Source organism: Methylobacterium sp. Ger2507, assembly GCF_055231875.1.
On record NZ_JBUYVC010000001.1, the window covers coordinates 1,408,065 to 1,420,235 of the forward strand.

The 12,171-nt window shown below is 69.0% G+C and carries 9 protein-coding genes; 5 read left to right on the top strand and 4 right to left on the bottom strand.

All coding sequences use genetic code 11. The annotated features are described in order from the left end of the window. Nucleotides 1-20: 20 nt before the first annotated feature. The gene (locus ACV7NL_RS06510) at nucleotides 21-509 is read left to right on the top strand and encodes a cupin domain-containing protein (protein ID WP_463355219.1); all 489 of its coding nucleotides are present in this window, start codon (nucleotides 21-23) and stop codon (nucleotides 507-509) included. A 60-nt stretch (nucleotides 510-569) separates the two neighbouring features. Here ACV7NL_RS06510 and ACV7NL_RS06515 read toward each other — a convergent pair whose 3' ends face one another. After that, nucleotides 570-1,166, bottom strand: coding sequence for an SH3 domain-containing protein (locus ACV7NL_RS06515; RefSeq protein ID WP_463355220.1), 597 nt, complete (start codon nucleotides 1,164-1,166; stop codon nucleotides 570-572). A 288-nt stretch (nucleotides 1,167-1,454) separates the two neighbouring features. Here ACV7NL_RS06515 and ACV7NL_RS06520 point away from each other — a divergent pair, with 288 nt between their 5' ends. The 3 genes from ACV7NL_RS06520 to ACV7NL_RS06530 all read left to right on the top strand — a co-directional run bounded on the left by ACV7NL_RS06520 (nucleotide 1,455) and on the right by ACV7NL_RS06530 (nucleotide 4,169). Continuing rightward, nucleotides 1,455-2,459 (top strand): 2-hydroxyacid dehydrogenase, encoded by a 1,005-nt coding sequence (locus tag ACV7NL_RS06520; protein ID WP_056178628.1) that lies wholly within the window; start codon nucleotides 1,455-1,457, stop codon nucleotides 2,457-2,459. A gap of 144 nt (nucleotides 2,460-2,603) precedes the next feature. Then, nucleotides 2,604-3,644: a sensor histidine kinase gene (locus tag ACV7NL_RS06525; RefSeq protein ID WP_056178631.1), complete on the top strand. Its 1,041-nt coding sequence runs from the start codon at nucleotides 2,604-2,606 to the stop codon at nucleotides 3,642-3,644. A 99-nt stretch (nucleotides 3,645-3,743) separates the two neighbouring features. Further along, a complete protein-coding gene (locus ACV7NL_RS06530; RefSeq protein ID WP_056178633.1) occupies nucleotides 3,744-4,169 on the top strand; it encodes a SufE family protein in 426 nt (141 codons plus the stop codon). Nucleotides 4,170-4,185: 16 nt separating this feature from the next. On the opposite strand, the gene ACV7NL_RS06535 is transcribed toward ACV7NL_RS06530, so the two are convergent. Both ACV7NL_RS06535 and ACV7NL_RS06540 read right to left on the bottom strand, forming a co-directional pair. Further along, nucleotides 4,186-5,082 (bottom strand): DUF6456 domain-containing protein, encoded by an 897-nt coding sequence (locus ACV7NL_RS06535; protein ID WP_463355221.1) that lies wholly within the window; start codon nucleotides 5,080-5,082, stop codon nucleotides 4,186-4,188. Between the two features lie 223 nt (nucleotides 5,083-5,305). After that, on the bottom strand, nucleotides 5,306-5,740 hold the full coding sequence (locus ACV7NL_RS06540) for a Ros/MucR family transcriptional regulator (protein ID WP_056178636.1): 435 nt from the start codon (nucleotides 5,738-5,740) through the stop codon (nucleotides 5,306-5,308). Between the two features lie 454 nt (nucleotides 5,741-6,194). Between ACV7NL_RS06540 and ACV7NL_RS06545 the strand changes: the two genes are divergently transcribed. Continuing rightward, on the top strand, nucleotides 6,195-8,348 hold the full coding sequence (locus ACV7NL_RS06545) for a S9 family peptidase (RefSeq protein WP_463355222.1): 2,154 nt from the start codon (nucleotides 6,195-6,197) through the stop codon (nucleotides 8,346-8,348). 110 nt (nucleotides 8,349-8,458) lie between these two features. Here the strand turns inward: ACV7NL_RS06545 and ACV7NL_RS06550 are convergent, their stop codons facing one another. After that, complete coding sequence (locus ACV7NL_RS06550; protein WP_463355223.1) at nucleotides 8,459-12,046, bottom strand: AsmA family protein; 3,588 nt, start codon at nucleotides 12,044-12,046, stop codon at nucleotides 8,459-8,461. Between the last annotated feature and the right edge of the window lie 125 nt (nucleotides 12,047-12,171).

Genomic DNA, 12,171 nt, shown 5'->3' on the forward strand with positions numbered 1-12,171 from the left:
CCGAATGGGGCACCCGAGTGATGCGGACCGACACCCTCGCGGAGAATGCGGACCACCCGGCAAGCCTGCCGGCGGACCTGACAAGCCTGCCGGCGGACCTGACAAGCCTCACGGCGCATGGCGTCTTCGACGTGGCGGCCTATGCGGCGCGCCTGCCCGAGACCTCGGACACCATGGTGGCGGATCATCGCTTCACCGACGATCCGGCCGCGAGCGCCCGGGTGTTCCGGGTCTACCACCCGACGCCGCCCCACAGTCATGCCTCCTGCGACGAGTACCTCTACGTCCTGTCCGGCCGCTGCCGGATGGCATTCGGCGACGAGGCCCCGGTCACGGTCGGCCCCGGCACGCTGGTGTTCTTCAAGCGCGGGGTGGTGCATTCGGTGCCCGAGATCCTGGAGCACCCGATGGTGTTCCTCTCCGTCGACACCCCCCGACGCGAGCCCCGCGACATCCGCTTCGTCACCGACGGAACCGGGACCCCCGACACCTTCATGCGGCAATCCTGACCGGCACAACTTCTGACTGACAGCAGTGCCGAGAGGCAAAAATCTTGACGGGCCGATCGCCTAATCGACCTTCTCGTTGGGATAGACGCCCCAGAGCCGGTCCTGGCGGATGTAGCCGTCGACGTCGCCCCGCTTCGACGGCAGGGCCACGACGATGCGGCACCAGGTCCCGCTGCAGGATTTGACGTTGCCGATCACGCCGGCCTGGAGGCGGGCTTCCTCGCCGGAGGCGGCATCGGCCTTGGCGTAGAGCGGCACGGCGGCCTTGTCCGGGGTCTTGTCCGCGCCCTTTCCGGCGGTGACCACGGAGGTGCGCCGCCCGGACAGCAGCGAGTGCAGCACCCAGCCCTCGGTGCCCTCGGAGTCGCGGATGCGACGCCAGGTCTCGAACTCCGCCACGATCTCGATCGGCAGCCCCGCCCGCTGGAACACCCAGAGGGTGCGGTGGTCCTTCGAGGGTCCCTCGCGCAGGTTGACCCGGTCGGTCTTCAGGCTGGCGTAGCGCGGCAGCGGCAGCTTGGTCACCGGCCCGAGCGCGACGTCGGGGCCGGCGCCCGCCGCCGGGGCCGCCGCGACGGGGCCGGTGGACAGGAGGGTGGCGAGCAACAGGGCCGGCAAGGCGGTGGAAAGGGTCGGGAGCAGGGCAGCCGCGCGCATCGTCCGGTGATCCTTCACGCTGTCCGGGGCGGGCGTCGCCCCAGGGTGGCGGCGGGCCCCGGCGTGCATTGTGTTCCGCCGCCTCTCTGGTAGAGAGGCCCACAGGGTCGCAAGACCCCTGGGGTCGCCACAGCCTTGTGGGCTGCCGGCCCGTCGTCTCGAATGTCTTGACCGGTGCGTGGTTAACGCGCGGTAAGCTTGCGGCGTCGTCCGCCGCGTCGGATCTCGGGCCGGGTTTCGGCGGGATCGGGCGTGGACGCCGAGCGACACCGTGCGCGGGGAGGGTGCATGTCGTCGTTGAAGCGCAAGCCGCTCGTGGTCGTCACGCGGCGTCTGCCCGAGGCCGTGGAGACGCGCATGCGCGAGCTCTTCGAGATCCGGCTCAACACCGACGATGCCGCCCTGGCGCCCGACGCCCTTGTGGCGGCCCTGCGCGAAGCCGACGTGCTCGTGCCCACCGTCACCGACGAGATCGATTCGGGCCTCCTCGCCCAGGCCGGCCCGAACCTGCGGCTGATCGCCAATTTCGGCAACGGTGTCGATCACATCGACGTGGCCGCCGCCCTGGAGCGTGGCATCACCGTCACCAACACCCCCGGCGTCCTCACCGAGGACACCGCCGACATGACCATGGCGCTCATCCTTGCGGTCGCCCGCCGCGTCACCGAGGGCGCCCGGATCATTCCGGACGACGCCTGGACCACCGGCTGGTCGCCGACCTGGATGCTGGGTCGCCGAATCACCGGCAAGCGCCTCGGCATCGTCGGAATGGGTCGGATCGGCCAGGCCCTGGCCCGCCGGGCCAAGGCGTTCGGCCTGCAGATCCACTATCACAACCGCCGCCGGGTTCCGGCCCAGATCGAGCGCGACCTCGACGCGACCTACTGGGAATCCCTCGACCAGATGCTGGCCCGCGTCGACATCGTGTCGGTCAACTGCCCGCATACCCCCGCGACCTACCACCTGCTCTCGGCCCGCCGCCTCAAGCTGCTGAAGCCCGAGGCCGTGGTGGTGAACACCGCCCGCGGCGAGGTCATCGACGAGAACGCCCTCGCGCGCCTGCTCGAGGCCGGCGATATCTCCGGCGCCGGGCTCGACGTGTTCGAGCAGGAGCCTGCGGTCAGCCCCCGCCTCGTCAAGCTCGCCCGCGCCGGTAAGGTCGTGCTCCTGCCGCATATGGGTTCGGCGACGCACGAGAGCCGCGTCGATATGGGCGAGAAGGTCATCATCAACATCAAGACCTTCATGGACGGGCACCGGCCCCCCGACCGTATCCTTCCCAGCATGCTCTGAACGCAGGCCTCCCGGCGATCGGCACAGGTCCCTGGGGATGACGGCGTTCGTCACAACGTAGGATCGGAACGGGCCCATGCCCGGCACGTTGACCGGCACTGGCCATGGCGGGGTCGGTACCAGGAACGGGTGGATCAAAGTATCATGGCCGCGGACACACCGTCGACCGAGGCGGCATCGGTGAGCGTAATGGGGTGCGGCGAATTCCGCCGTTTCGCGGATTTCGTGCCCCTGATGATGTGGCGTGCCGATCATCACGGCGCCGCCGTTCATCACAACGAATCCTGGCTGGCCTTCACCGGCCGGTCGCCGGACGAGGAACTCGGCCACGGCTGGCGCCGCGGTCTCCATCCCGACGACCTTGAGCGTCACGCCGCCCTCGTGGCGAAGGCGTTCGAGGCGCAGGAGCCTTTCACGGCCGAATTCCGTCTCCGGCGTCACGACGGGGCGTACCGGTGGCTTCTCGATACGGCCAAGCCCTTGCGGGAGAACGGCGATTTCGTCGGATTCCTGGGCACCTGCTTCGATATCACCGATCGCAAGCACGCCGAGGAGGATTCCGAGCGCGCCCTGGTGGAGAAGGAGGCCTTGCTGGCCGAGGTCTACCACCGCGTCCGCAACAACCTCCAAGTGATGGTCAGCCTGATCGGTCTCTACGGGCGTGCCGCGCCGGCTCCGTGCCGGGGCAGTTTCGAGGCACTCGGGCAACGGGTGCGCGCCATCGCGCTGGTGCAGCAGCACCTGCACGAAGCGCCGCACATCGCCTCCATCGACCTGCGCGACTACCTGCACCGCCTCGCCTCCGGCCTCGGGCAATTGCGCCGGGCCGGGCGGATCGGTGTCACCGTCGGCGGACGCGGGACCAGTCTCGTCGAGCCGCGCACCGCCAATGCCCTCGGCATGATCGTGGCCGAAGTGGTGTCCGAGTGCCTCGACACCACGGCTGAATCCGTCGCCTGTGCCATCGCGATCCAGATCGATGCGGCGGCCGGCGGTCCGGTGCGGCTGAACATCGTGTCCGGTGCGGGCGAGGGCGCCGCGCCGGGGAAGCTCGAGGTGCCGAACCTCGGTCCGCGCCTGATCGCCGCCTATGCGTCGCAGGCCGAGATCGCCGTGCGGGGCGTCGGCACCGCCGCCGAGCCCCTGGAACTGCAATTGCCGGAGGTGCTGGCTCAGCCGTCCTGAGGATCGCATTGGCGCGCGCAGGGACTATATGCGGAAGACACCCGACGCAGAAGACACCCGACGCAGAAGACATCCGACCCAGGCGAGCCCACCCGGACCATGCTTCCACCCATCGAGACCATCGTCGACAATTTCGGAATCCTGGATGAGGGTCCGGACCGTTACGAGTATCTGATCGAACTGGGGCGTGCCCTGCCGCCGTTTCCCGAGGACATGCTGACCGAGGACAATCGGGTCCACGGCTGCGAAAGTCAGGTCTGGGTCGAGTCGCACATCGATCGCTCGCAGGAGCCGCCCCGCCTCCATCTGAGGGGAACCAGCGACTCGGTCATCACCAAGGGACTGATCGCCCTGGTGATGGCGCTTCATGACGGCAAGACGCCGGAAGACATCGCAAAGGTCGACGTCTTCCAGGTCTTCAAGGAGATCGGCCTCGGTGCCCATCTTACCTCGAAGCGCTCCAACGGCGTTCGCGCCATGGCGGAGCGCATCCACCGGGATGCGGTCCGTCTCACGGCAGCCTGAGGCAAGGCGCACCGCCTCAGTTCAAGCCTGCGACCGGCTCACGCCACTGGCGCAGGCGGCTGCGGTTCGGCCCCACGGCCTCGCGCTCCAGGCCATAATGCTCGGCCAGCCGTGCCAGGGCGATACGAGCGACAACCTTGGCCGAGCGTGCCGGCCATCGCCGCTCCGCCTCGATCCGCTCCAGCCCCTTCAGGAAGCCGCAGAGGTCGATCAGCAATCCGGACAGGTCGTTACCGACGGCACCGAGGGCTGCACGCACGCGCTGGCGCGCAGCCAGCATCGCGTCGGACCCGGCGGCCGGATCGCGCGGACCCGAACCATCGACCTTCACGCCACTCCAGTCCTGTCCCATCCGGGGCATGAGCGCCGCCCCCGCGAGATCGCGGCGCAGGCGTTCGCCCGCCTCGAAGCAGGTCGCGTCGATGAGAGGCGTACCGTCGCGGTCGCGTCGGCGTGCCATCCAGGCGAGAGGACTTTCCGTGGCGTCCCGGACGGGTCGGTCTGGCCCGGGACCCCGTCCCACGAGTTCGAGATGCTGGGCGAGATAGGGCGGATGGGCGCCCGCGCTCTCGCGCCGCAAGCGGGCGCGTCCGGCCGGACTGATCGTCAGCCGGGCACGCCGGCCCGTGCCGCGTTCCGCGAGATCCCGAGCCAGCAGTTCGGCCCCGGCGCCCTGGCGGAACCGGCCGCCTCCGACCGAAATCCCTCTGCCTCCCTCTCGAACGATCCAGCCCTCGGCGTCGGTGGAATCGGGAAGCGCATAGGCGCCTTCCGGTGCCAAAGCCGCGAGCAGACGCTTGGCCTCCGGGCCGATCGCCGTCCCCTCGGGATGAGCGGACGGATCACGTCCGGTGCCGCGGTCGGTCGACGGGGTCGTGATGGCGAGAGGCGGGGTCGTGCGAGATTTGTTCATGATTTGTTCCATTACTCAGAACGGTGGCGGGCAAGCGCCATGTCGTCGATAGTAAGGGAAAAAAAGCCTAGATCAAGTCTTGACGCGTTTTCCAGAAAAACGATTCCGGTTCGGCGCATCGTCGGCGCCCGGACCAGACAATCCTGGGATCGGTCCCCGAGACGGGGGTCGACACCCCCGCCGCGGTAGCGATCGCATCGACCGGAGGCCGGTCGCGGCCTGTTCAGGCGGCTTCGTCGTAATTCCCGTTCCGGGTCTGGCCAAGGCCGATCGCCTTCGCCAGGTCGGAGCGCGCCTTGGCGTAATTCGGAGCAACCATCGGATAATCGGACGGCAGGCCCCATTTGGCGCGGTATTGCTCCGGGCTCATGTCGTACTTCGCGCGCAGATGACGCTTCAGCGACTTGAAGGTCCTCCCATCTTCCAGGCAGATGATATGGTCTGCCGTGATGGATTTTTTCACGGAGATTGCCGGCTGAAGCGGTGCAGACGAGGCCTTCGCCTCGATCTGACCGGTGGCAATCTGCTTCAGAGCGCTGTGGGTCTGCGTGATCAACTGCGCCAGCTCACCGGAAGGCACCGGGTTGTTGCTCACATAAGCTGAAACAATGTCGACGGTCAGCTCGACATAATCCGCAGAATGTTCGATGTCGCTCATGATCGGAAGAATTCTCCTAATGCGATGCGTTTGAAAGGGTTACAGGGAGTTCGAACGCTTGCGCGTCCACGCCCATAGGCTCTGCGGATCGGTTCCACCGCATCGCTATCTGTCCCGCATGCGCTATAGAATGCGCAGCAACTTCGCCCGCCACGATTTCTGGATATGCTATTCCTGATCAGGTCGCAAGACGGCAATGCGCGTCTTCGGTAATCTTAAGCAACACCTTAGAACAATATTTCAACAATCTCTGATCACCAGAATTTGACATCGAAACCATTGAGGGATGGTCTCGGGCCACTTGGCGGGTCGATTTGGCAATCTTGTCCGTGCCGATCCGGCAGAGGGTGAGCCTGTCTCCGGGCTGCTTGCCTGTCGGCCTCGTCCGGGCCACATGGCAGGACGAAGGGACCGAGACGGCCCCTTCTCACGCACCTGTGACAGGATTTTCGCGATGGCGTCCCAGTCCGTATCGATTTTCACGCCCTCCGTTGCTCCGATCGCGGATGTGAGGCCGCACAGCTACGAGGTTCATGGTCGTGTGCTGAGCGACGATTACGCTTGGCTGAAGGCTGAGAACTGGCGCGACGTCCTGAAAGATCCTGCCGCTTTGCCTGATAGTATTCGGGAGTATCTGGCGGCTGAAAACACCTACTCGGAAGCGGCTCTAGCCGAGAGCGCGGACCTGCGCCGGACGCTCGTCGCCGAAATGCGGGCGCGCATCCGCGAGGATGACAGCAGCGTGCCCGAGCCGGACGGGCCCTATGCCTATTACACCCGGCATCGTGAGGGCGGCCAGCATCCGCTGGTGTGCCGGCGCCCGCGCACCGTCGTCGTCATGCCGGGTCAGGGGGCTGAGACGGCGGCGGATGGCGGGCCGGAGGAGGGGGAAGTGATCCTCCTCGATGGGGATCGGGAGGGGGAGGGACTCGCCTTCTTCGAGATCGCCTCGGCGGTCCACTCCGAGGATCACGCGTTGTTGGCCTGGAGCGCCGACACCAAGGGATCGGAACTGCATACCATCCGGGTTCGCACGCTCGAGACCGGAGCGGATTTGCCCGACCGCATCGAGGCGACCACCGGTGAGGTCGTCTGGACGGCCGACAACCAGGCGTTCTTCTACGTCGCCGTCGACGAGAACCATCGCCCCGCCCGGGTCATGCGCCACCGGATCGGCACCGGGCAGGAGGCCGACACCCTCGTCTACGAGGAGCCGGATTCCGGTTTCTTCGTGCATATCGAGGAGACGCAGTCGGGCGATTTTCTGACGGTCACCGCCAGCGATCACGAGACCTCGGAGGTCCATCTGCTGGACCGGCGGGTGCCCGACGGAACCCTGATGGTGGTGCAGCCGCGCCAGCCCCTGTTGATCTATTCGGTCGAGAACTGGGCCAATCACCTCTTCATCCTCACCAACGCGGAGGGTGCCGAGGACTTCAAGATCGTGACCGCCCGCCTGGAAGCGCCTGCGCGCGAGAACTGGACCGACGTCATCGCCCATCGACCCGGCGTGATGATCCGCCATCAGCACGTGATCGCCGACCATCTGGTCCGTCTCGAGATCGAGAATGCACGCCCTCGGATCGTCGTGCGGGACACGCAGGGCAGCGAGCACGTGGTGACCTTCGCCGAGGAAGCCTATTCGCTGGGTCTCCAGCCCGGCCACGAGTTCGAGACGGCGGTGATCCGCTTCACCTACTCGTCGATGACGACGCCGGCCGAGACCTACGATTACGACTGCGTGACCCGGGCGCGGCAGTTGCGGAAGCGGCAGACCGTGCCGAGCGGGCACAAGCCGGAGGATTACGTCACCCGCCGTCTCTTCGCCACGGCGCCGGACGGCGAGACGGTGCCGATCTCGCTGCTACACCGCCGTGACTGTCCCCTCGACGGCTCGGCGCCGCTGCTGCTCTATGGCTACGGCTCCTACGGCACGCTGATGCCGGCGGCTTTCCGCACCAACCTCCTGTCGCTGGTCGATCGCGGGTTCGTCTACGCCATCGCCCACGTGCGCGGCGGGACCGAGAAGGGCTGGCGCTGGTATCTCGACGGCAAGCGCGAGAAGAAGCCCAACACGTTTTCGGACTTCGTCGCCTGCGCCCGGACGCTGATCGAGGCGAACTACACGGCCGAGGGCCGCATCGTGGCCCATGGCGGCTCGGCCGGCGGCATGCTGATGGGGGCGGTGGCCAACCTTGCGCCGGAACTCTTCGCCGCCATCGTCGCAGACGTGCCCTTCGTCGATGTTCTCAACACCATGCTCGACGGCGAACTGCCGCTGACGCCGCCTGAATGGCCCGAATGGGGCAATCCACGCGAGAGCCTGACGGCGTTCGAGACGATCCTGTCCTACTCGCCCTACGACAACGTCGCGGCGAAGCCGTACCCGGCCATCCTGGCGCTTGGCGGGCTGACCGACCCACGGGTGACCTATTGGGAGCCGGCCAAATGGGTCGCGCGCCTGCGAGCGACCATGACCGGCGGCGGCCCGATCCTGCTGCGCATCAACATGGAGGCGGGCCACGGCGGCGCGGCCGGACGCTTCGACCGCCTCGAAGAGGTCGGCTTGATCCAGGCCTTTGCCCTCCGGGCCGTCGGTAAGGCCTGAGCCGGGTTTCGCGAGTCTGTCGGGTTCATTCTGAACCAGCCAGACTCGCGAGCCCTTCGTTTTCGTTTGTCTGGTCGGGATCACCGGTTTCCGCTGATCCCTGACAAACTCTAGGGCTGAGGCGTCGCCTCGGGCTGCGGTGCCTCCGCCTCCGGGCGCAGGCGCCGCGCGGCCTCGCGGGCGGCCTCGCGGGCAGCTTCCCGGGCAGCTTCGGCCTCGCGATCCTGCGCGTCCCGTGCCTGACGGGCGGCCTCCTCGGCCGCACTCTTATCGGCGGCTGCCTTCAGGGCCGCCGCGCGAGCCTTGTCCATCTCGATGCGGGCGCGGCGGCGCTGGCGCTCGCTCTGGTCGGCCTCGAAGATCTCGATCTTCTCGAGTTCGCGCTGGAGCACCAGGGCCGCGAGGCCGTTCGTCGCCGGCCCGGCATCGATGCTGCGCTCGGGGGCACGGATCGGCCCGCTGAAACCGAGCTGGATCGCCGGGTTCGCTCCGGTCCAGCCCTTCGGCGCCTGTCCTGCGCTGAGCGTCCCACGTGCGTCGAGACGTGCGGTTCGCAGGTCGAAGCCCCAGGTGCCGCTCCACTTGGCGACACCCAGCTCCAGGGTGAGGGGACTGGCCCGCAGGGTTCCGCCGACGAGGCTTGCCGGGCTGGAGACCGGCCCCGGCACCGTCAGCGGGCCTGCGCCGAGTTCTTCCACCACGAGGGCCTGGAGCCGCCCCTCGCGAAGGGGATCGTCTTCCCCGAGCACTCGCGTCACCGCCCGCTGGAGTCCCGCCGGATCGGCACCCGGCAGACTGAGGCCCGCCAAAGTGATCTCTCCGCTGCCGCCGAGATTGTTCATCAGGCCGGTGAGGCTGGTACCGGAGGCCCCGAAGCGCAGTTGCGCCGTGACGCGACCCGCCACGGGGCCGCCACCGGCAAGGGTGGAGATCGCCGCATCGGTGAGCGTGCCTTCGCCCGAAACGGCCGCCCCGCCGCCGTGACGCGTCACGGTCGCGCTGCCGGCGACCCGACCTTTCGCGAGGGTCGCGTCGAGGTCGCGGAGGGTCAGGGTTTCCCCGTCGAGGCTGACACCCAGGGCTGCGCCGGTCGCGACCAGTCCGCGTCCGAGATCGAGGGTATCGACCCGGAGGGCAAGGAAGATGGGGGCTTGCGCGGCCGAAACCGGCGCGAAGCGCGCGCTGGCCGGATCGGAGGCCGCGGCCTTGGACGGTTCGGGCGGCAGGACCGTGGCGGCGGCCAGGAGCGGCAGCGACAGGCGCGCGAGGCTGGCGCTGCCGTGGATTTCGCCCTCCGGCGTGCGCGTGAGGTCGGCCGACACGGGCGCGCCGTCGACTCGGCCGACGAGGCCCACCCGTGCATCCGGCCCCGCCCGGGACAGGCGCAAACCGAACTCGGCCGGAAGCGGGCCCGGAATCGGCACGGCGCTGCCGGCGAGGGTCAGGAACGGCCCCACGTCCGGCAGGCTGAGGTGCAGTTCGCCGGCGCTGGGCAGGCTCTGGCGGCCGTCCAGCAGGACGGGCTGCACCGTCGCGATCGTGACGTCGGCGACGGACGCGCTGACCCGCAGGGCGAGCCCGGACGGTCTGCCATCGGCTTCGGCGGGGCCGGGCGTACCGACGAGGCGAAGGCGGCCGGGGCGCCGCAGGGCCGGGATGTCGCGGCGTCCGAGCCAGGTTCCCGCATCCGCCGTCGCGAGGGTGAGGTCCAGGCTGTCGATGCGGCCGGAACGGCTCCGGAGGTCGAGGTCGAGGGGGCCGCCGGCGGCCTCGCCCTTGGCGGCGACCCGGAGGGTATCGGCCGTGCCGGCATCCCGTTCGAGGCTGACGGCAAGGTCGAGGGCTCCGGCGCGCAGGAAGGCCGGGATTCGCTGGGCTTCCGCCAGCCAGACCCGGTCGAGGAGCGCGAACAGGGGGGCGGCCACCGCTGCCGAGACCCGCCCGGCGATCCGGCCCGTGCCGTCCGGATCGATGCGTCCCGACAGCTTGGCGTTGGCGCCTGCCAGATCGCTGATGTCGAGGCTGTCGACCACGAGGCTCGGGCCGTCCGACTGGAGGCTGGCCGCGATGGTGCCGCCACCCGAATGCGCGCCGGACGGGCCGTAGCGGACGTCGCGGGCCAGGAGGGTGAGCCCGACATCGTGGCCCCGCAGGTCGGCCAGCGTGCCTCCGAGAACCGGCAGGGTAGCGATGTCGAGGCCCTGCGCGACCAGTTGCGCATCGAACCGCCCCCGATGAGCGCCGTCGGCTGCCGCGTAGCGGGCATTCCCGGTGACGCGCGCCTCGCCGAGGCCGAGCCGCAGGTTGCGCAGCGACACCGTCAAGGCGTCCACCGACAGATCGGTAGCCAACTGCACCGGTCGGCCATCCATCACGGCCACGGCCGGACCCTCGAACCCGAGACGGCGCAGGTAGCGGCCGAAGCCGTCGGAGGCCGGGGCGTCGACGGACAACCGTCCAGTGAAGCGCAGGCCCGCTTCGGTGTCGATCTCGCCGCTGGCCCCGAGCACCGCCGCACCCGGCGCGGTCACGTCGAGCCGACGCAGGACGACCCCGCCGGTCCGGTCGAGGGTGCCGCTGGCGGCGAGCCGCGACCATTCGTCGAGGCCGAGGGCCAAGCTCTCCACCGCGAGGTCCAGATCGACCATCACGGGCAGGCCGAGGCCGTTCCGGCCGCCGATCGCCGGAACGCCGCGCGCGATCAGCGCCTGTCCGGCCGCCGAGGTCAGGAAGGCATCCAGGTCGAGGCGCCGGGTCGAGAGGGCGAGGCCGGCGCGCCATTGCTTCAGGTCGAGCTGCCCCGTGCCGCCGAGGCGCAGGGCCTGTCCGCCGGGATCGATCTCCAGGGCGACATCGGTGAACCGGGCTGTGAGGCCGCGCCCGGTGAACTTGCCCCCGAGAGAGAACGGCAGATAGGCGCCTGCCGCCTGGACCGGTGGCCCGACGACGATACGGGCGCTGCCTTCCGCGACCACGGTCGCCAAGCGCCGACCGGACGCGCCCGTTCCGGCGGGCGCAAGGCTGAGACGGGCATCGGCTTCGAAGCGCGGCCGCGTATCGCCACCGCCGGCGATCTTCACGCTGACGCCGTCGGACCCGATCTCGCCCGTCGAGAGCCGGAAGGGCACGCCGCGGCTGGTTCCCTCTGCGCGCCAGGGGCCGACCAGCGCCGGGGCCGAGATCTGCAGGGCTTCGGCATAGAACTGCTCGGTCCGCCCCGTCGCCGGCACCTGGGTTGTCAGGACGAATTGCCGGATCGTCAGATCCTCGATGGCGAGGTCGCGCCGAAGAGCCTCCGCCAAGCCGCGGGCCGGCAGTACTATGGCCTCACCGTCGGTGACCGGCAGCTTGACCTCGGCCCGGCCGATCCGGGTCTCGGTGAAGCGGATCTCGCCCTTCAGCAGAGGTGCCAGTGCAAGTTCGGCCCTGACGCCCTGGAGATCGAGGAGCGGGTGATCGAGCTTCGGCGCCGATCCGGCGGCGGCGCCGAGCCGGAGGCGATCGAGCTTCAGCCTAGGCGAGGGAAGGAGGCGGACGCCGATCCGGCCCTCCGTCTGCGCCGTCACGCCCAGCGAACGGCTGATCGTGCGGTCGAGGGTGGCGCGATAGCTTTCCCAGGCCACGAAGGGTGGGACGGCGAGGGCCGCAACGAGGAGCAGGATGACGGCGCCCGCCAGCGCGGTCAGGATGTCACGCACCGTGTTTGTTCCGCCTCGTCACCCGGGGGCTCGCCCCTGCTCCGTTCGCGGACATAGCACAGGCGAGGCCGACGCGCGCCAGAGCCCTGGCGCGGTCAAAGTCGCTCCGCCCGACACGAGGCCTA

What these genes read in the sequence shown, in the direction of transcription:
- ACV7NL_RS06510 (WP_463355219.1), top strand. Translation starts at nt 21, where the DNA reads ATGCGGACCGACACCCTCGCGGAGAATGCGGACCACCCGGCAAGCCTG.
- ACV7NL_RS06515 (WP_463355220.1), bottom strand. Translation starts at nt 1,166, where the DNA reads ATGCGCGCGGCTGCCCTGCTCCCGACCCTTTCCACCGCCTTGCCGGCC.
- ACV7NL_RS06520 (WP_056178628.1), top strand. Translation starts at nt 1,455, where the DNA reads ATGTCGTCGTTGAAGCGCAAGCCGCTCGTGGTCGTCACGCGGCGTCTG.
- ACV7NL_RS06525 (WP_056178631.1), top strand. Translation starts at nt 2,604, where the DNA reads ATGGCCGCGGACACACCGTCGACCGAGGCGGCATCGGTGAGCGTAATG.
- ACV7NL_RS06530 (WP_056178633.1), top strand. Translation starts at nt 3,744, where the DNA reads ATGCTTCCACCCATCGAGACCATCGTCGACAATTTCGGAATCCTGGAT.
- ACV7NL_RS06535 (WP_463355221.1), bottom strand. Translation starts at nt 5,082, where the DNA reads ATGAACAAATCTCGCACGACCCCGCCTCTCGCCATCACGACCCCGTCG.
- ACV7NL_RS06540 (WP_056178636.1), bottom strand. Translation starts at nt 5,740, where the DNA reads ATGAGCGACATCGAACATTCTGCGGATTATGTCGAGCTGACCGTCGAC.
- ACV7NL_RS06545 (WP_463355222.1), top strand. Translation starts at nt 6,195, where the DNA reads ATGGCGTCCCAGTCCGTATCGATTTTCACGCCCTCCGTTGCTCCGATC.